This window comes from Pseudomonas syringae group sp. J309-1, assembly GCF_032582135.1.
In the GTDB taxonomy this organism is placed as follows: domain Bacteria; phylum Pseudomonadota; class Gammaproteobacteria; order Pseudomonadales; family Pseudomonadaceae; genus Aquipseudomonas; species Aquipseudomonas quasicaspiana.
Window position 1 is genome coordinate 116,853 of sequence record NZ_JAWHNU010000002.1, and the last position, 19,634, is coordinate 136,486.

The 19,634-nt window shown below is 58.8% G+C and carries 16 protein-coding genes; 5 read left to right on the top strand and 11 right to left on the bottom strand.

Annotated elements, in window-relative coordinates; translation table 11 throughout:
• Positions 1 to 15 precede the first annotated feature (15 nt).
• The 7 genes from RX972_RS01685 to RX972_RS01715 all read right to left on the bottom strand — a co-directional run bounded on the left by RX972_RS01685 (position 16) and on the right by RX972_RS01715 (position 9,111).
• Positions 16 to 1,674 carry an ABC transporter ATP-binding protein gene (locus RX972_RS01685; protein ID WP_316872315.1) on the bottom strand — a complete coding sequence of 553 codons (1,659 nt, stop codon included), beginning with the start codon at positions 1,672 to 1,674 and terminating at the stop codon, positions 16 to 18.
• Complete coding sequence (locus tag RX972_RS01690) at positions 1,671 to 2,558, bottom strand: ABC transporter permease (RefSeq protein ID WP_316872316.1); 888 nt, start codon at positions 2,556 to 2,558, stop codon at positions 1,671 to 1,673. Before RX972_RS01690 ends, RX972_RS01685 begins: the two co-directional genes overlap by 4 nt.
• Before the next feature lie 144 nt (positions 2,559 to 2,702).
• Positions 2,703 to 3,755, bottom strand: a complete 1,053-nt coding sequence (locus RX972_RS01695; protein ID WP_096116009.1) for an NADP(H)-dependent aldo-keto reductase — start codon at positions 3,753 to 3,755, stop codon at positions 2,703 to 2,705.
• A 38-nt stretch (positions 3,756 to 3,793) separates the two neighbouring features.
• Entirely contained in the window at positions 3,794 to 5,146 is a 1,353-nt protein-coding gene (locus RX972_RS01700) for an LLM class flavin-dependent oxidoreductase (protein WP_316872318.1), read from the bottom strand.
• The gene (locus RX972_RS01705; protein ID WP_316872319.1) at positions 5,143 to 6,417 is read right to left on the bottom strand and encodes an acyl-CoA dehydrogenase family protein; all 1,275 of its coding nucleotides are present in this window, start codon (positions 6,415 to 6,417) and stop codon (positions 5,143 to 5,145) included. The genes RX972_RS01700 and RX972_RS01705 overlap by 4 nt, the downstream gene beginning before the upstream one ends.
• Positions 6,418 to 6,478: 61 nt before the next feature.
• Complete coding sequence (locus tag RX972_RS01710) at positions 6,479 to 7,411, bottom strand: ABC transporter permease (RefSeq protein ID WP_316872320.1); 933 nt, start codon at positions 7,409 to 7,411, stop codon at positions 6,479 to 6,481.
• Positions 7,408 to 9,111, bottom strand: coding sequence for an ABC transporter substrate-binding protein (locus tag RX972_RS01715; protein ID WP_316872321.1), 1,704 nt, complete (start codon positions 9,109 to 9,111; stop codon positions 7,408 to 7,410). The genes RX972_RS01710 and RX972_RS01715 overlap by 4 nt, the downstream gene beginning before the upstream one ends.
• A gap of 467 nt (positions 9,112 to 9,578) precedes the next feature.
• Here RX972_RS01715 and RX972_RS01720 point away from each other — a divergent pair, with 467 nt between their 5' ends.
• On the top strand, positions 9,579 to 10,310 hold the full coding sequence (locus RX972_RS01720; protein WP_316872323.1) for a class I SAM-dependent methyltransferase: 732 nt from the start codon (positions 9,579 to 9,581) through the stop codon (positions 10,308 to 10,310).
• Positions 10,311 to 10,321: 11 nt separating this feature from the next.
• Here RX972_RS01720 and RX972_RS01725 read toward each other — a convergent pair whose 3' ends face one another.
• The gene (locus RX972_RS01725; protein ID WP_316872324.1) at positions 10,322 to 10,921 is read right to left on the bottom strand and encodes a Type 1 glutamine amidotransferase-like domain-containing protein; all 600 of its coding nucleotides are present in this window, start codon (positions 10,919 to 10,921) and stop codon (positions 10,322 to 10,324) included.
• Between the two features lie 290 nt (positions 10,922 to 11,211).
• Here RX972_RS01725 and ssuD point away from each other — a divergent pair, with 290 nt between their 5' ends.
• From ssuD to RX972_RS01745, 4 genes are all read left to right on the top strand, one after another.
• Entirely contained in the window at positions 11,212 to 12,357 is a 1,146-nt protein-coding gene (gene ssuD, locus RX972_RS01730; RefSeq protein ID WP_316872326.1) for an FMNH2-dependent alkanesulfonate monooxygenase, read from the top strand.
• A gap of 61 nt (positions 12,358 to 12,418) precedes the next feature.
• Positions 12,419 to 13,606, top strand: coding sequence for an acyl-CoA dehydrogenase family protein (locus RX972_RS01735; RefSeq protein ID WP_316872328.1), 1,188 nt, complete (start codon positions 12,419 to 12,421; stop codon positions 13,604 to 13,606).
• A 10-nt stretch (positions 13,607 to 13,616) separates the two neighbouring features.
• On the top strand, positions 13,617 to 14,717 hold the full coding sequence (locus RX972_RS01740; RefSeq protein WP_316872330.1) for a sigma-54 dependent transcriptional regulator: 1,101 nt from the start codon (positions 13,617 to 13,619) through the stop codon (positions 14,715 to 14,717).
• 136 nt (positions 14,718 to 14,853) lie between these two features.
• Positions 14,854 to 15,315 (top strand): GNAT family N-acetyltransferase, encoded by a 462-nt coding sequence (locus RX972_RS01745; RefSeq protein WP_316872332.1) that lies wholly within the window; start codon positions 14,854 to 14,856, stop codon positions 15,313 to 15,315.
• 68 nt (positions 15,316 to 15,383) lie between these two features.
• Here the strand turns inward: RX972_RS01745 and RX972_RS01750 are convergent, their stop codons facing one another.
• From RX972_RS01750 to RX972_RS01760, 3 genes are all read right to left on the bottom strand, one after another.
• Positions 15,384 to 15,956 (bottom strand): AAA family ATPase, encoded by a 573-nt coding sequence (locus tag RX972_RS01750; RefSeq protein ID WP_316872413.1) that lies wholly within the window; start codon positions 15,954 to 15,956, stop codon positions 15,384 to 15,386.
• Positions 15,957 to 16,157: 201 nt separating this feature from the next.
• Positions 16,158 to 18,359 (bottom strand): TonB-dependent receptor family protein, encoded by a 2,202-nt coding sequence (locus RX972_RS01755; RefSeq protein WP_316872333.1) that lies wholly within the window; start codon positions 18,357 to 18,359, stop codon positions 16,158 to 16,160.
• A 175-nt stretch (positions 18,360 to 18,534) separates the two neighbouring features.
• The gene (locus RX972_RS01760) at positions 18,535 to 19,599 is read right to left on the bottom strand and encodes a GNAT family N-acetyltransferase (RefSeq protein ID WP_316872335.1); all 1,065 of its coding nucleotides are present in this window, start codon (positions 19,597 to 19,599) and stop codon (positions 18,535 to 18,537) included.
• Between the last annotated feature and the right edge of the window lie 35 nt (positions 19,600 to 19,634).

The window sequence follows — 19,634 nt, forward strand, 5'->3', positions numbered from 1 at the left end:
GCATTCGCGAGGGCTTCAGATCGCCACTTGCAGATAGAACTCCGGCGCCGCAACCTCGGCTTCGAGAGTTGGAATCGCGTTGATCAGGGCTCGGGTGTAGGCATGCGCCGGACGGTCGAACACAGCCCGTACCGAACCCGACTCAACCACCACGCCATCCTTCATTACCAACACCCGCTCGCTGACATGGTTGATTACCCCCAGGTCGTGGGAAATGAACAGACAGGCGAGCCCCAGCCGCTGTTTCAGATCATCGAGCAGCTCAAGAATCTGCGCCTGAACGGAGACATCCAGAGCGGAAACAGGCTCATCACAGATCAGGACTTGAGGTTCCGAGGCCAGGGCCCGGGCGATCGCGATGCGTTGGCGTTGACCGCCCGATAGCTCGATGGGTCTGCGTGACAACAAGCAGGCATCAAGACGCACTAACTCCAGCAACATCAACGCCCTGGTACCCCACTCGCGACGCGCCAGCCCGGCCACGGCCAGCGCTTCAAACAACACACATTGCACGCTGTAGCGCGGATCAAAAGAATTCAGCGGATCCTGGAATACCACCTGCACAGCGCGTCGAGCCTGTCGTTTTTGCGTGGTATCAAGCGCTGACCAACGCTGCCCATTGACCCAGACATCCCCCGCATCGGCGCTTTCCAGGCCCAGGATCAAGCGCGTCAAGGTGGTCTTGCCAGAACCTGACTCACCGACAACGCCCAGGGTTTCGCCGCGCCGCAGTTGCAACGACACCTGATTCAAGACCCTGCGCCTGCGGCCGTCCGGGCCGGTGAATGATTTGGATAAACCTCGCGCTTCCAGCAAGACCTCACCACTGGCTTGCTGCTCAGGTTCTACTACGTGTAATGAACTGCGCGCTGGCTGAAAATGCACCGCCCGGGCGGCGCGTAACAACGACTGGGTGTAGGCGTGACGCGGGTCCTGCAGAACCTGCTCGGTAAGGCCCTCTTCGACAATGATGCCGTGATGCATCACCGCGACGCGATCCGCCAGGCGCGTCACAACCGCCAGATCGTGGCTGACCATCAGCAGCGCGTTGTCTTCACCGCGCAGGCTCTCCAGCAAAGCGATGACTTGCGCCTGCACCGTGGCGTCCAGCGCAGTAGTAGGCTCATCTGCAATGATCAGCCGTGGATTGCAGGCAATTGCCGACGCGATCAGCGCACGCTGACGCAAACCACCCGACAGTTGCCATGGGTACTGGCTCGCACGCAACTCTGGCTCAGGTACGCCTACATCGCGCAAAAGCTCCAGCACCTTCAACCGCCGCGCCTCCAGGCCTAGCGTTGTGTGCAGCTGCAGCGGCTCCTCGATTTCAGCCCCCACCCGCCGCAGCGGATCCAGCGCGCCCAATGCGTCCTGCATGACAAAACCGATGCTCGCGCCCCGCAATTTTTGCCATGAGCGCTCATTCAGCTGACGCAGGTCGATACCCTGAAACGCGAGCCTGCCCGCCTCAATCTGGCCACCCTTGCCCGTCAACCCCGCCAGGGTCCGGGCGGTCACACTTTTACCGGAGCCCGACTCGCCCACCAGCGCCAGACACTCACCGCGATGGACCTGCAAACTGACGCCATGCAGCACCGGCTCGGCGTGGCCGAAACGCACCGTCAGATCACGGATATCAACCACAGGGCCCAACAACTGGATATTCGTATTCATAGTGATTTTCCTTCGCTGCGGCGCAGCAGTTCACGGCCGATGGCGCTGATGGCAACCACGGTGAAAGTGATGATCAAAGCGGGCCAGGCAACCAGCCACGGAGCATTGGCCAGGAAGCTGCGACCGACGGCCAGCATCGCGCCCCACTCAGGCGCCGGAGGCGGCGTGCCAAAACCGAGAAAACTCAGGGCTGCGCCGGCGGTGATGGTGCCGCCGATACCGATGATGGCAAGGATCAAAACGGGCTTCATGGCGTTGGGCAGGATGTGCCGTAAAACGACCGCCAGTTGCGACTGTCCCAGGGTCAACGCCGCTTCGACATAGCCCGAATTGCGAACATTCAGGGTTTGCGCCCGCACCAGCCGCGCATAACGGGGAATCCCGGCAATGCCCACGGCAAGGATCAGGTTGGCAGTGCCCAGCCCGAAGAACGTAATAATGACCAGCGCCAGCAGCAAGTCAGGAAATGCCAGCAACACGTCGATACCGCGCATCAACGCGCCATCCAGCCAGCGGGGGCCAAGACCTGCAAACAACCCCAGCAACGTCCCCAGCGCCAGGCCCAGCGCCGTAGCCGCCAGGCCCATGAACAGCGACGGCCGTACACCGTGGATCAAACGGCTGAGTACGTCCCGGCCATTTTCATCGGTGCCCAGCCAATGCACGCCACCTGGTGGTTGAAAGGCCAGCCGCGCCGATGCATCCAGTGGATCATAAGGCGCTAGCCATTGCGGGACAGCGGCGGCCAGTATCAACAAAACAACGAATATCGCTGCCAGCAACAGCCCCGGCCGCATACGAGTCAGCCCGGCAAAACGCAATGGGCGACTGCCACCCCTGCCGGTCGCTGGCCCCACGATCACCGTTTCAATTGTTTGCTCCATGCCAAGCTCCTGCGGGTTGGAATTCGTTAACGTAGGAGCAACTGCCGAAGGCTGCGAAAGCATTTGACCTGACACACCACGATCGAGGCCCTTCGGCAGCTCCTACAGGTCATTCGCTTGCCGTACGACAGCGAAGTATTTCGCTCACGGCGCTGGGTTTGGAATGCGTTGGTGAATCGCCTGAACCAGCCCCCGCAGCTCATCGGTTAAGGTCACGTCCAGCGCGCTCAGGTTGTCGCGCAACTGCGCAAGGGTTGTCTGCCCGGTCAGCGCACTGGCGACGAAGGGTTTATCGATCACGTAGGCAAGCGCCAATTGCGCCGGTGTCAGGCCATGTTCCTGAGCGATCTGCACATAGCCAGCGATAGCCTCCTGAGCGGAGGGGCTGTCGTAGCGGTTGAACGTGCGATACACCGAGGTCAGCCGTGAACCTTCAGGGCGTGCGCCATTGAGGTACTTGCCGGTCAACGCCCCGAACGCCAACGGCGAATAGGCCAGCAGCCCGACGCCTTCACGATGGGTAAACTCCGAGAGCCCACCTTCGTACAGGCGATTGAGCAAGCTGTACGGGTTTTGCACACTGACAATCCGTGGCAAGCCCAGGCGTTCGCTCTGTTTGAGAAACTCGGCCACTCCCCAAGGGGTTTCGTTGGACACGCCGATATGGCGCACCTTGCCAGCCTTGACCTGCTCAGCCAGCACTGCCAGGGTTTCTTCAATGGCAATGCTTTGCGGGTCTTCGAGGTACGGATACTCACGCTGACCGAAAATATTGGTGGTACGGTCCGGCCAGTGCAGTTGATACAGGTCCAGATAGTCCGTGTTCAAACGCTTGAGGCTGCCCTCTAGCGCTTCGACGATGTTGTGCCGGTCATGGCGGCTGAGGCCGTCGCGAATGTGCTGCTGACCGCTGGGGTCACGGGCCGGACCGGCGATTTTACTGGCCAGTACCACGTCTTTACGTCGACCACTACTCGCCAGCCAGCTGCCAATGTGGCGCTCGGTGGTGCGCCAGGTTTCGGCGCGGGTAGGCGTCGGGTACATCTCGGCGGTGTCGATCAGATTGACCCCGGCATCCAGCGCCAGCTCGATTTGCTGGTGGGCGTCGCTTTCGCTGTTCTGATGCCCCCAGGTCATGGTGCCCAGGCCCAGAACGCTGACGTCGATATCGCTGTTGCCCAGTTTGCGGTAACGCATGATGAATCCTTTTACTGAAGAGTTGACGACGCGCGGGCTCAAGCTCCGCGTGCGTATTGATTGGTGGGGAACGGCAGCCCCAGGTGTTCACGCAAGGTACTGCCGGTGTATTCATGACGAAACAAGCCGCGCTTTTGCAGCAGTGGTACCACTTCGTCGACGAAAATTTCGACACCGGACGGGAACATGTCCGGCATGATGTTGAAGCCGTCGGCGGCGTACGCCAGGTACCAGTGGGCCAGGGTTTCGGCGACCTGCTCAGGCGTGCCGACCAGCAATCGATGGCCCACCAGAATGCGCCGCGACAGTTGGCGGATGCTGAGGTTTTCCCGGCGAGCCAGGTTCAGCTGTGCTTCCAGAAACCCTTGGGAGCCGCGCTCGAAATCAGCCACTGAACCAATCCGTGACCACGGCAGCTGCGCGTCTGGATCAAGCTCACTGGCAGCAATGCCGATGCGCCCGGCGACCTGTTCCAGCAAACCGTGTTCGCCATGCCAGGCATTGAGTTCGTCGAAGCGCGCGTGAGCCTCCGCTTCGGTGCTGCCAATCACGGTCGACAGCCCTGGCATGATTTTCAGGTGCTCGGGATTACGCCCCCAGCGATCTGCCCGGGCTTTCATTTCCTGATAGAACGCCTGCCCGTCTTCCAGCGTGGTCTGGGTGGTAAAAATCGCATCGGCGTAACGCGAACCCAACGCCTTGCCGCCCTCCGAGGAGCCCGCCTGTACCAGCACCGGTCGGCCTTGCGGTGAGCGCGGCATGTTCAACGGCCCTTTGACGGAGAAATGCTCGCCGACGAAATCAATGCTGTGCACTTTGCTCGGGTCAGCAAAACGCCCGCTGCGGGCGTCACCGATAACCGCGTCGTCTTCCCAGCTGTCCCACAGTTTGACGGTCACGTCGATGAACTCGTCAGCCCGGGCATAACGGTCCACATGCAGTGGTGCACCGCCAAGACCAAAGTTCTGCGCGGCAGCATCACCGGCATTGGTCACGACATTCCACGCAGCACGGCCACCGCTGACGTAGTCCAGCGAAGCAAAGCGGCGGGCGATATTGAACGGTTCGTTATAGGTACTGGACGCGGTGGCGATCACTCCAATGCGCTGGGTAGCGAGGGCCACGGCGGTCAGCAGTATCGTCGGCTCCAGACGCGTGCCTGGTTGGCTGGCGACATCTCCCCCCAACGCCGGGCCGTCGGCAAGGAATATCGCATCCAGACAGCCGCGCTCGGATATCCGCGCGATATTGCGGTAGTAGTCCACATCCAGGTGCGCGCTGGCCGCCACTTCTGCACTGCGCCAGGCACCGGAATGCGCACCGTAGCCGAGGATGTTCATGCCCAGGCTCATGTGGCTCGGGCGGCTGTTGCTGCTCTTTGTAGTGCTCATACGGCACTCGCTTCGTCACGGGCGCCGCTGGACTCACGCACCGCATCGGCTGTCTGCAAATCACGCCAGGCGGCGTTGGGGGTGATGTCGTTCAGGTAGTAGTTACCCAGCGCGCGCTCGCGATAAATCGCCGGGTTGTGGGAAGCCAGTACCCGTGCGTTACGCCAGTGGCGATCAAAGCGCCGCGACTCGCTGGTGGCCGACGCGCCGCCGACCTCAAACAACAAAGTGGTCGCTTCCAGCACCTGTTCAAGCACAATCTGCTGCGCCTGATAGGCACGAATTTCGGCCTCGGTGTAATGCTGTTCTTCAGCACGCTCGCCCTGCTCTGCCTCGTACACATCCTGCAAGACCTGAGCGACGGCCAGCACCTGAGTTTCAACAGCGTAGGCCAGGCTCGACAGGCGCCCAACCACCCGCTGCACCAGCGGATCATTTTTCGGGCTCGATTGCCCCGGCACACCAAATGCCCGCGTGCGCCCCTGCACAAAAGCTGTGGCATCGCGCAACACCGCTTTGGCGATACCGGCCAACGTAGCCAGATGAAACAGCTGATAGAACGCGCTCAGGTAAGACTCGGCACGCAGTTCGTCTTTCTTGAAGCGTCGGATAATGTGCTGATCCGGCACTTTCACAGCCTTGAAACGGGTCGTGCCGCTGCCCGTCAGGCGCTGACCGAAGCCGTCCCAATCGTCTTCAACCGTCACCCCTGGCGCATCGGTGGGTACCGCGAGGCTGACAAAATCATCACCGTCCAGCGCGACGGCGGCCACCCAGTGAGCGTAGAGCGTGCCCGTGCAATAGAACTTTTCACCGTCCAGTTGCCAACCGGCTGCGGCGTTGCCGGGCTCGACCGCGCTGAGGCTTACCGAGTTGCGCGTGGTGTCCGTGCGCTCGGCCATGGCCGCCCCCCACAGTTGACCGTCAACCACCTTGGGAAGCCAGTAATCCAGGGATTCGCTATCGCGGCTGGAGAGCCGTCCTTCGACAAAACCGAAGTGCGCCCGGACGATCTGCGGCAGATTCGAGTCCGCCTCGCCCAGCTCAATCAACAGGCGAAACAGCTGCGGCAGGCTGGCGCCCAGGCCGCCCTGAGAGACCGGCACCCGCAAGGCACCAAACCCGGCCTCGCGCAGCCAGGTGACAGCCTGATGGGCCAGTTCCCGCTGCTGCTCACGGGCAACGGAACTGTCGGCAATGCGCGTGAACACATCGGCGAAACGCTGGTGAAGATGTTCGTAGGTCACTTCGGGTGAAATCGAGGCAGTCATTGTTTTTCCTTTTTCATAAACGTTCGCACGAGTCAGTTCTCTACAAGCCAGTGAGCAGCGTTCACTCGCGAGCACCCCGCGGATCTATCCAGCGGTTGATCAAGTCGACGGCGAGGTTCACCACCACGTACACCGCAGCGGCGAGCAAGGTCACCCCCAACACCATGGGCACGTCCTTGTTGCTCGTCGCATCCAGCATCAGTCGACCGAGGCCCTGACGCGCGAACAACAGCTCAATGACCACTGCGCCGCCTAGCAGGCTGGCAAAAATGAACCCGGCCAGCGTCACCAGTGGCACCAGCGCATGACGCAAGGCATGACGCAGGCGCACAGCGGTTTCGGACAGACCACGGGCACGGGCCATGGCGATAAAGGGTTGTTCGAGGGTTTGCTCAAGGGACTGGCGCAACAGCTGGGTCAGCACTGCCGCCACCGGCAATGCCAGCGCGACCGAGGGCAATATCAACGTGCGCCAGCCCACCGAACCGGAGGGCGGCAACAGGTGCCAGTGAAACGAGAACACCAGCATCAGCAGAATGCCGATCACAAAGGACGGTGCCGAAGAAATCACCAGTTCGCTGCCCGACGCGAACGAGCGAATCCAGCGTGAACGGTTAGCTGTCAGAATCGCGCAGACCAGCGCCAGCAAGACCGCGAGCAACGCTGCCGAGACCGAGAGTTGAAGGGTGGCCCCGATCTGCTCCCCAATCGCTTGCAGCACCGGGATGCGCAAACGATAGGACTCCCCGAGATCCCCCTGAGCCAGACGCAGGACATAGTTGCCGTACTGCACGATCAACGGCTGATCCAGACCGTATTCGGCGCGCACCCTGGCCAGCAACTCCGGCGTGGGCAAAGCGTCCGGCCCGCCCAGGATGGCCAAAGCGGTGTCGCCACCACTGAAATTCACCGCGATGAAGGTCAGGGTCGCAGCGCCCCACAACACGCCAACACCGGCCAGCAGCCGCAAGAAAACCTGTCTCAGCGCGCTCATGGCTGCCCCCGATCCAGCCAGATGCTGGGAAAAAACGGAACGTTATGGGACGTATCGAAAATCACCCCTTTGACCTGACGCCCGTAGGCCGTCAGCACCTGGCTTTCGACTGAAGGCACCGCCGGAACAGTTTCGGTCAAGCGTTTCTGGGCCTGGCCGTAGAGCGCCTCCAATTGCACCGGGTCACGCGAACGACGCGCAGCACTCAACACTTGATCCAGTTCAGCGTCGCGAAAGCGACCGGCATTCTGGCCAATCAGTTTTGCCGTACTGATGGACTGGCTGTGGTAAAGCACGAATAACCCGTCCGGCGTATTGGTGTGCCAATAACCTGCCGCAAGCGCCTGAAACTTGCCCGCATAACGCTTTTCGGTCACCCGCAGCAGCGGCAGCATTTCAATGGGCATTTCAAAGCCGACCTTTTTCAGATCTGCCTGGATAGCCACCGAAACGCTCGCCGGAAACGCCGGGTTGTCGTAAGTCAGCAGAGTCGCTTTCAACCGCTGCCCGTCTTTGGTCCGGTAACCCTGGGTATCACGTCCTGTCCAGCCGGCCTCGTCCAGCAACGCATTGGCAGCGGTGACGTCATACGCCAGGGCATCGTTATTGGGTTGGTAAAACCGGGTATTGGCCGCCAGAAAATCAGCCTTGGCAATGAACTCACCAAAGCCGGAGATCCACGCAAGCCCTTCACGATCAATAGCCTTGGCGACGGCACGACGAATGCGCACATCGTCGAACGGTGCCTGCTCGACATTGAACGTCATGCTGCGGCTGGGATTGCCTTTTCGAATGCGGCTGCGCAGCACCAGATCAGGGTTGGCGCGAATCGCAGCGGCGTTCTGCGTCGGGGCATCCAGGGCGAAATCCGACTGCCCGGACTCCAGCGCAGTGAAGCGAATCATGGCCTCGGGCACATAGCTCAGTTCGATACGGTCCAGATAGGCTTCGCCCTTGTGCCGGGTGACCGGGGGCGCCCAGTTGTAGCCAGCACGCTTGGTAAACACGGCGCCCTGATCCCGGGTGTAGCTCTGCAGCTGAAACGGACCGCTACCGACCGGATGCTCGGCGATGGTTTTCGGCGCTTCACGGATCTGCCGAGGCGAAACCATGCCCAGCCAGGACTGGGCGAGCACATCGAGAAACGGTGTGTAAGGCTCGCGCAGCCGGGCTTCGAAGGTGAACTCATCCACCACCCTGCCGTCCAGGTATGGCGCAATGTACGCGGCTGCCAATGGCGACTTGGTTGCGGGGGCGCGCATGTGTTCCAGGTTGGTTTGCAGCGCTGCGGCATTGAATTTCTCGCCGTCGCTGAACGTCACGTCGTCGCGCAGATGGAAGGTGTAGGTCTTGCCGTCTTCGGAAATGTCCCAAGACTTGGCCAGCCATGGGCTGATATTGCCTTGTTCGTCCTGGTACACCAGACAGTCGTACAGAATCCGGCCCATCCACTGCATATTGCCGTTGGACAACGCGTGAATATCAAAGCTGCCGGCGTCAGAAGCCGCAGTGACCCGCAGGGTGCCGCCATTGTGTCCCGCCTGCGGTTCATGGAAGTCAGACGGCGAATACGTCACCACGCCATGACTGACGCTGCCATCAGCATGGGGGACGCCTGGCTGGGGTGCCACAGCGGGTGAGCAGGCACTCATTGCCATACATAAAATACTGACACCTGCGAGTTTGAAGACGGTGATCAATGAAGCTTCCTTAAATGAACCGGTCATACATGAGAAGTAAGAACTGGAATCATCTATGCAGCGAGCATGCCATGCGCGAACAACTAGCCAGGCAAGTAATTGCCTCCGCCTTATAAAGCTCACGCTTCAGAGTTTAATAGTTTGCGCCAGCACCTTTATATTCGGGCTACGTAGCCAGCCCCCTCTTTACAAATACGCGACCAACAGCAAAGTCAACACAGCACCTGACAGGATAACAAAAGGGTATATCGATATAACTCATTAACGACCATACTGGCTCAGCACTTCGCAATCTGCCTATTCACTGTTGCAGGGAACACAGTGGCCTGACAAACATGCCGTAAATGACTGGCATAGTTACTGCTAGCAGGAGTAACACTGACGCTACCTGTAGGAGTCAACTTGTTGGGGCCTACAGGTGCTGCATGCACAAATACAATGAATCGCCCCAAGTAACAGGAAAACCCATGACACAGAATATTTACGACTCCCCCGAATTTTTCGAGGGCTACAGCCAGTTGTCGCGCTCCATCGAGGGGCTCGCCGGGGCGCCAGAGTGGCCTGCCCTTCAATCATTACTACCACCGTTGTCAGGCCAGCGGGTAGTGGACCTGGGTTGCGGTTATGGCTGGTTTTGTCGCTGGGCGATGGAAAACGGAGCCGACAGCGTGCTTGGCCTGGACGTCTCGGAGAAGATGCTGGAACGCGCCGTGGCCCAAGGGCATGACCCACGCATTGCTTACCAACGCGCCGACCTGGAACGCCTGGAACTGGTGCCAGCGAGCCTTACTCTGGCTCACAGCTCGCTGGCTTTTCACTACATCAGCGACCTGGCGGCACTGTTGCGCAAGGTGCACCAAGCGCTAGTGCCGGGGGGCAGGCTGGTGTTTTCAATCGAGCACCCCATCTACATGGCCTCGTTGCAGCCGGACTGGATTGTCGACAGCCACGGGCGCAAAACATGGCCCGTGGACAATTATCAGGTTGAAGGTCCGCGCTTAACCAACTGGCTGAGCGACGGCGTCATCAAGCAGCATCGCACCCTGGGCAGCCTGTTGAACCTGTTGATCGACAGCGGTTTCAGCCTTGACCGGGTCATTGAGTGGGGGCCTTCTGCTGAAGAACTGAAAGCTCGCCCCGCCCTTGCCGATGAGATCCAGCGACCGATGATGCTGATCGTGGCAGCGAGTCGACAATGATGCGCCGCTAATCACCGGGCGGACAGCAGCGCTGAGCCGAACAGCTCTATCTGGTCACCCTCGACCACTATCGCGGCACCGTCCGGGCACTGATATACATTCGCCAACGTCGACGCCAGTTGCATGAGCCTGGGTTCGAGCTCCTGCTGAGGCTCAAAGTGCGGCCAAAAATGGAAGCCTATAAGGCTCAGTGCCGCATCGTCGGCTAGCCCGACCTCTCTGACGTCCGCGCACAGCTCGGCCGACGCCACGCTCGGCGTCATCAGAATCGCGCCAGCACTGACACCAATCAAAACACCGCCACTCAACGCATAGCGTCGAAGTTTCGCCAGCAAGCCCCGCTGTTTGAGCCAATGCAGGAAGCTGAACGTATTGCCGCCAGAGAGGTGAATGACCTCACAGGCGAACACTGCCGTCAGCTCATCCTCAGATGAATTCGAATCCACATAACAACTCAACTCCATGCCCTGGGCCAAATAACACTGACGCGCGCGCTCAAAGTAGACGCGACTTGCATCAGGGGCTGCCGAGATATAGCCAATGCGTGGATGAGCATGCTCGACCCAGTGCAAGAGCCGTTCATTCAAAGCCAGTTGAATGGTTGATTCCATGTCACTGCAAAGAATAAGTCTACGCCTCATGGATACCTTGGATTCAATCCTACTTTTAAAAAGCTATTGATCGCGCAACTGTTGACTGACCAACACCGCATCAACATGTCTGTACTCAGACAGTCAATAAACCCCGATCAGCCACACCCAATTCTCAATAAATAAAGCACTGCGAAAGTGGTACAGCTCTTGCTCTACTACTGGTCTTGCGTTGGCACATCGATAAGGGGAGCAAAGATTACCTCAATCGAACTTCAAACACTCACGCAACATCGATTTAAGGACAGGTCATGAATGTTTTCTGGTTTCTACCCACCCACGGCGACGGCCATTACCTAGGTACGACTCAAGGCGCGCGCCCGGTCACTTTGAATTACCTCAAGCAGGTTGCTCAGGCTGCAGACAACCTCGGCTATCACGGTGTACTAATCCCCACCGGCCGTTCGTGCGAAGACTCATGGGTGATCGCTTCCGCGCTGGTACCGCTGACCGAGAAGCTGAAGTATTTGGTCGCCATACGCCCAGGGATCATCTCGCCCACCGTATCGGCACGCATGGCGGCGACCCTGGATCGATTGTCTGGCGGGCGCTTGTTGATCAACGTGGTCACCGGTGGAGACCCGGATGAAAACCGGGGCGATGGCGCGTTCCTCGATCACAGCGAACGCTATGAAGTCAGCGATGAGTTCCTGCAAATCTGGCGTCGGGTATTGCAAGGCGAAGCTGTGGATTTCGAAGGCAAGCATCTGCGTGTACAAAACGCCAAAGCGCTGTACCCACCGATCCAGAAGCCCTACCCGCCACTGTATTTCGGCGGTTCTTCAGACGCGGCGCATGAGCTGGCAGCCGATCAGGTGGATGTCTATCTGACATGGGGCGAACCACTGGCCGCCGTGGCTGAAAAGCTCAAGGACGTGCGGGAGCGCGCCGCCCGCAAGGGCCGTACGGTCAAGTTCGGCATCCGCTTGCATGTCATCGTGCGCAAGACCAGCGAAGAAGCCTGGAAAGCTGCTGACACCTTGATCGAGCACATCAGCGACGAAACCATCGCCGCCGCGCAGAAATCCTTTTCGCGCTTTGACTCAGAAGGCCAGCGTCGCATGGCGGCCCTGCATGACGGGCGCCGGGACAACCTGGAAATCGCCCCCAATCTTTGGGCGGGCGTAGGCCTGGTCCGTGGCGGCGCAGGCACGGCGCTGGTGGGCAATCCCCAGGAGGTGGCGGACCGCATCAAAGAGTACGCCGACCTGGGCATCGAAAGCTTTATTTTCTCGGGTTACCCGCACCTGGAAGAAGCCTATCGCTTCGCCGAGCTGGTCTTTCCGCTGCTGCCTGAACCGTATCGCAGCCTGGCCGGACACGGCCTGACCAATCTGACCGGTCCCTTTGGCGAAATGATTGCCAACGATGTGCTGCCCAATACAGCCAAGGCCTGACTTACATGAAATGGCGCCCGCCTGCGCGAGGCGTCCATGGCCCAACTCTGAGGTAAACAGTGTGACTGCAAAACTGCAAAACACTCTCGTATCCCCCCTGGAAACCGCTCGTGAGCTGGCCATTGAGTTTGCCAGAACAGCGGTTGAACGCGATCAACGCGGCGGCACCCCGGCGGCAGAGCGTGACGCCCTGCGTGAAAGCGGACTGCTGGCGCTGAGCATCCCCCGCCAGTTTGGCGGGCACGGTGCCAACTGGCGTGAAACCTTCGAAGTGGTACGCGAATTTGCCAGAGTCGACAGTTCTGTGGCTCATGTGCTCGGTTTCCACCACCTGATGCTCGCCACCGTGCGCCTGTTTGGAAAACCTGAGCAATGGCAACCATGGTTCGAGCTGACGGCGCGCAAAAACTGGTTCTGGGGCAATGCCCTCAACCCCCTCGACACTCGCACCGTGGTAAGGGATTGCGGCGGCTGGCGTGAATTCAATGGAAAGAAAAGCTTCTGCTCCGGTGCCAGCAACTCGGAAATGCTCATCGCCTCAGCAGTGGATCCGCGAGCTGGCGGCAAGTTGTTGATCGCAGCCCTACCCACTGCGCGCACTGGCATCACGCTGTATGACGACTGGGAAAATATGGGCCAGCGACAGACTGACAGCGGCAGCGCAACCTTCGAACGGGTGCGCGTCGAAGAGTCTGATCTGCTGCTTGATCCAGGCCCGCTGAGCACACCGTTTGCCTGTCTGCGCCCGCTGATTGCTCAACTGCACTTCGCCAACATTTTCCTGGGCATTGCCGAGGGCGCGTTTGAAGAAGCCCGCAAATACACCCTTGAAGAAAGGCGACCGTGGTTCAAATCAGCGGCATCGACAAGCAATCAGGACCCTTACGTTCTGAATCACTACGGGGATTTCTGGGTCGCTCTGGAAAGCACCAGAGCCCTGTTCGACCGTGCCGTAGACAACCTCGACGCCGCCTGGGCCAAAGGCCCGCAACTCAGCGCTGCCGAACGGGGCAAGCTGGCCGTGGACATTGCGACCGTAAAGGTCGCGGCCAGTCGTAATGGCCTGGAAATCTGCACCAAGGTCTTTGAAGTGACAGGTGCCCGCGCCACGCACAGCTCCGTAGGTCTGGACCGCCACTGGCGCAACCTGCGCACCCAGACGCTGCACGACTCACTGGACTACAAACTCAATGAACTGGGCAACTGGGCGCTGAACGGTACCGCGCCTGATCCGACGTTCTACTCGTAGAGGAAACCCCATGCAATTACTAACCCTGCCTCCCTCCCCGGCTCTCGCCACCTCGATCCGGGCCACCGCACAGGTTTTCGAAGATCCTAAATCACGCTCCTTGCTTTCGCACTTGCAGCAGATCGCGCCCAGCGAAGCCAGTGTGCTGATCATTGGCGAGACCGGCACCGGCAAGGAGCTGGTGGCTCGCCATATTCACAATCTCAGCGCTCGCAAGAATCGTCCGTTCATTGCGGTTAACTGCGGGGCGTTTTCCGAGTCACTGGTAGAGGCTGAACTGTTCGGCCATGAAAAAGGCGCCTTTACCGGCGCGCTGAGTGCCAAGGCTGGCTGGTTCGAAGAGGCGAATGGCGGCACGCTGTTCCTCGATGAAATCGGCGACCTGCCCATGCCGATTCAGGTCAAGCTGCTGCGTGTCCTGCAAGAGCGGGAAGTGGTTCGCCTGGGCTCCAGGAAAAGCATCCCGATCAACGTCCGGGTATTGGCGGCAACCAACGTTCAGCTGGAAAAAGCCATCAATGCCGGGCATTTTCGTGAGGATCTGTTTTACCGTCTGGACGTCGTCAGCCTGGAACTGAGCCCGTTACGTGAACGGCCGGGCGACATCCTGCCGCTAACCCAACACTTCATCCAGACCTATAGCCAGCGCCTGGGCTATGGCGAAATCCGTCTGAGCAGCGATGCTGAGCGACGCCTGAAGGGCTATGGCTGGCCGGGCAACATTCGCGAACTGGAAAACGTCATTCACCACACCCTGCTGATCTGCCGCGACGGCGTGATCCAGGCGGATGATTTACGCATGTCCAACATGCGTATCGAGCGCCAGGATGACACCCCGGCCAGCGACAACTCTGCACAGGCATTGCTCGAACGAGCCTTTCAGAAGTTGTTCGAAGAACAAGCCGGCGCGCTACATGAACAAGTCGAAGACTCCCTGCTCAGGGCGGCGTATCGCTTCAGTCATTACAACCAGGTTCATACCGCTAACCTGCTGGGCCTGAGCCGCAACGTGACCCGCACCCGCCTGATCAAGATCGGCGAACTGGCCGTCAACAAAAGACGCCCCGCCCAGACGGTTCAGGGCGACAGGATGTTGCATCTTTCGATCTGAGGGAACGGGGCATACCCAACCCTGCCAACCGGGCAGGTTGAGCATGCATAACGGCAGCAACGCTGCTCGCATTACGGAAAATGCCGCGATGAGCCCCCAAAACCGGTGTTGCCTCAGGGCATGAATGGAGGCGGCGATGCCGCACGAAAGCAATACAGTTCAGTTGAACCCTCTGCCTGAAGGTGCACGCGACAGGCAGAACCTGTTCGCACTCTACAAACAGGCGCTTTACGAGCCTATCGATAAGGCATTCGGCTGGCACGAGGACTTTCAGCGACATCGATTCAATACGCATTACAGCGATCAGACGTTCGTTTCTATCGAGGTGGAATCGGTCGTTCGCGGGTACGCGGTATTGAATTACAACACTGGCGAAATGCACCTGTCTTTGCTGCTTCTACATCCTGACCACCAAAATCAGGGTATCGGTCAGCGTGTGATGAAAAACCTGATGTCACGCGCCATCGAAGCCAACCATGTTCTGACGCTGTCCTGTTTTTTGAGCAATCAGAGGGCAATGAGTTTTTATCAAAAGCTCGGTTTCGATACGGTGGCCACCGATGAGCACTTTGTGACGTATCGCTATCTGGCTGACTGACAAAAGCGTTAAGCGGTTTACAGCTCCCCTTCCGGGCTTCCAAAAAGGACTTTGGCGGACCGTCGCCTTCAATCGCGCAGCGGTGTTGTCGGAACCCGGCCTTTGTTCGACGACACTACGCAACACGCTTGCTCAACACTCGACAGAAATAGCCTGGTCTGGCGGTTGGATCGCAGACAGACAACGCGACAGGTCGGTGGAACCGATGCCGCAAACCGTTTCATATTGGCACGCGCCGATTGGCGGGTTGTCCACATGAAGCGGTAAAACTCCGGAAGGTTGCCTAATTTTTCCGGGCAGTTCTCAGGCAGGTCGGGGCGTGTGCGGCCTCGCTGGATCAATGTCCTGAGCAGCACACGCCAGAACCGAAGCAGCGACGAACGATCAATCCATACCAACAGATCGGCTCGCGCAATACGGTTATCCCAAGTGGTCGAATGACCGCCTTCAAAAATCCATTGATCGCGAGCCTCTACCTCGAGACACAGGCGCGTCTTTTCGTCTGAGCTTCGCTCGACCCACCCAGGCTGCCAATGGATCGTGTCGATATGCACGACCGGCAGGCCGGTGTGCGCGCCCATCTCCCGAGCCAGCGTACTTTTTCCTGATCCTGGCTGGCCAATAATCATGACACGCTGCATAGGCGCCCCTACTCGTTGAATATCTTGATCATGCCGGGTAGTGATCGTCATCCAGCCTCGTCCACCCTATAAATACCTTCTTGCCTGCAGCTCGCAATTGCGCCCGCAGGCAGGCGCGCAGCCAGCTTTCATTCCATTGAACCCAAACCAGAAAGAAAGATCGAAACGCGACGATCATCAAGCTGGCTGGCGAGCAATCGATCACCTGAAGCTGTATTGTACCCCTGCATAAGCGCCAAACCCGTCACCTGGTAGGATCGCCCGGACATCGCTACCCCGAGCATCATAAGTCGGGCTGATGGTCGCCGCGTACTTCTCGTCAGTCAGATTGCGAAGGTCCAGGTACACCGACCAGTCTTTCTTCGGCGAGTCCCAGCCCAGTATCGCGCCCCACAGGTTGTATGAATCCGCGTTCTTGGTATTGGCGAAATCGACCGGCGCTCTGGATGCGTAATAGGTGTTCACCCCGACATAGATACCGTTGTTGAAGTCGTAACGCAGCTCGGCCTGATAGTTGTGCTTCGGGATACCGGGCAATTGATTGCTGCCAAACTCGTCATCGTCGCGATAGAAGAAGTCACTGTAGGTGTAAGACTGGCGCAGCCGCAGTGTGTCGCCGCCGTTCTGATACAGCAGCGAATTCAGACCCAGTTCGACACCTTGGTGGATGGTCTTGCTGGCGTTGGATTCGGACGTGAGGGCGTCGGACGTCGAAGTCGCTTCCCGGATGATTACTGAGAGCAGTTCATCCTGCACATGGGAGCGGTAGAACGTCAGGTCCCATTCGGTCGGACCGTACTGGCCACGGGTGCCGAACTCCAGCGTGTCAGCGATTTGCGGTTCGAGTTTCTGGCCACCGGAGTTGAGCCCCGTCGCCGGTCCGGACGTGAACACTTGGGTGCCGGACACGTAAGCCCACGATTGCTGTGCTTCAACAGTGCGACTGAGGTTACCGAACAACTGCCAGTCAGGATTGATTTGATAACGCACACCGATGCGTGGCGCGAACTCCCAGTCATTCTTCTCCACCGGGTTGTTCGGATTGTCGGCTTCACCACCGACCGGATAAGAGACTTTGGCCTTGCGCCGGAATTCAACCGCGGAAAGTCCAGCGCTGAGCCACAGTTTGTTATTGATCCATTCGGTTTCATTGCTCGCACTCAGGACGGTGTCAGAGCCTTCATATTCGGCCTTGCGCACCAGGCCGCCGACCGGCAAATTGGCAGTAACTCCCGTAGGCGTTCGCACGCTGGTCTTGGCGTAACCATTCAAATGCTCAGTGCGCAGCACATTGAAGCGAGTGGTGCTGTTTTTGCCAAAAAGTGAATCCAGGCGGTCGTATTTCATGCTCGTTGAATAATCGCTGAAGCCCCAGACCGTACGGTTCACCCCTTGCCGGGCGTCGATCGGATAGTCATGGTAGACCAGCCCCAGCTCCAGATTGGAATCGTCATCGAACGTGTATTGAGTCTTGCTGGCAACCCAAGTTGAGCCCGGCTGTTTGCGATGAGCGTGGGCGTTGACGCTGGTCGGGTTGGCCTGCTCGGGATCGTCCTTGAGCTGGGCCTTTGTGATGTAGCCCGGCGTCTCGTTATCGGTGGTGCGATAGCGGTAGTACAGGCGTGTTTTTAATTGCTGCGAAAACTGGTAACCGACATTACCGGCAAACCCGGCGCTTTTACCCTGGGTTTGATCCTGAAAACCGTCCGACGCCGAATCGGTGAGGCTAACGTAATAATCGAGCGGGCCAAACACTTGCCCCGAACTGATCTGACGCTTCTGATACCCGTAGCTGCCTGCCTCATAGCGCACCTGCAACGGCGCCGAGTTGTAGCCGGTCTTGGTGACATAGTTGATCGCACCGCCCAGATACAACGAGCCGATATCGAAGGCATTGGCACCACGGAGCACTTCGGTGTGGCTCAGACCCAGCGGTTCGAACAGCTCGTAAGGCGTGCCGCCGGGGCCCGAGACGGGCAACCCATCGAACAGATAGAAAATGCCGGCACGGAAGTAGCCCACGCCCTTGTTGATGCCGGAGCCGCGAATCGAAATCCGGGTGCCATCATTGTTACCGCCACCTTGAGTTGCGATCACGCCAGGTTGTAAAGCAAAGACATCGGTACTGGTCGACACCCTGCCCTTTTCGATATCTGCCGAATCAACAAAGTTGACCCCGCCCGCGACATCTTTGAGAGCAAGTTCGGCTTTTTGGGTCTGGTCGAGCTTCTGCCCCTGGACGATCACTGTGCTCAACTGCCGTGTCGGCTTTGGCTCGGCAGGCTCGTTCGCGTCAGCTTGCGCGGCATGCAACTGGCCGATCAAGAAAAACGTCGCCCCGGCACTCACGGCCGATGACAACCGGCGATGCGCCGTAGCTCTTGATGTAATACCCCTTCTCATTTTTCGCTCCTGCTTGAGTCATGATCCATCGACTTACAACAAGACGATGAGTGTTGGCGCAAGCGATATAGCAGGGAGCGTGCCAGCTTATCTTGTCGCAAATATCAGGGAAATCGCTGATAAAAGTGTCTAACTGACCGATATTGAACACTTACTGACGGGTTGGTGACCGAGTTCAGACAGTTGCGTTCAAGCCATCGACGTCTGTATCGGCCATGACCGTTTTGCAGACGATATCCTGATCACCCGATGCGCTTTCAACGGTTTGCGACCAGACAAACCCTTCGTCCCTGGTAGGCAGCTCAAGCAGGCTAAACACTCTTCTAAGCGCCTCCTCTGGCACTTTCTTGTCAGCACTGCGTGACGCATTACGTGATAAAGCCAGATCGAGGGACGCGCTCACGAAAACGGCAATCACTGGCACGCCAAAATCGCGGATGATCGCCAGCAACTTTTCCCGGTGTCGCCGTGCAGGCAGCGCCGCATCGAAAACGATGGCACGACGCCCGAGCCGCCCGAGGTTCTTCGACACCCAACGGGACTTACCCGCGCCTTGTACACCCATAACCACATACACATGAACACCGCGTCCGGCCCTGGACAGCTCGGTGTCCAGACGCGCATACGCCAGCTCCCACGCCTGGCGGTTGCGCTCAGGAGTGAATTCCCTGCCGAACTCGGTCTCAAGATAATCATCCGGATTGATGACCAGAGGCGATCCCTGACTGTCGTCGCTGGCCTCCTTGTGTAGCAGGTGAACATCCGCCGCATCTGCACGCGCGCCCTCATCCCGCCAGCCGCCGTATTGATAAAACTTCCACGCTGGCGTGTTCGTAGGGCTGGCCGACAACCGCAGGGACTGGCAACCCAAGCCGCTCAGGAATGTCCAGGCATAGGCCTCCAGCAATGTCCCCAAGCCCTGCCCTCGCTGATGAGGCACCAGATAGAGCAGACTCACGTAACCGATCAAGGGATCACTCGCCAATCTGCCCATTACGATCAGGCCGATAATCTCTTCACCCTGCCAGACATGCGCCAGAGAACCTGGCAAGTCCTCAGCCCTCTGCCGCAGCCGCTCGACATAGCGTTCCGCGCCTTTGCCATCGTGCTCATGAAAACGATCTGCCGAACCGAAGGCACAGACAATCGCGTCAATCCCGAAACGTATGCAAACGTCGAGATGGGCGTTCAGATCTACCGGCCTGAACGCAAGTGTCGAAACAAAAGAGGTGTTAGTCATGGAAGTTGACGCCCTGATTGCCATAGTTTGATCGG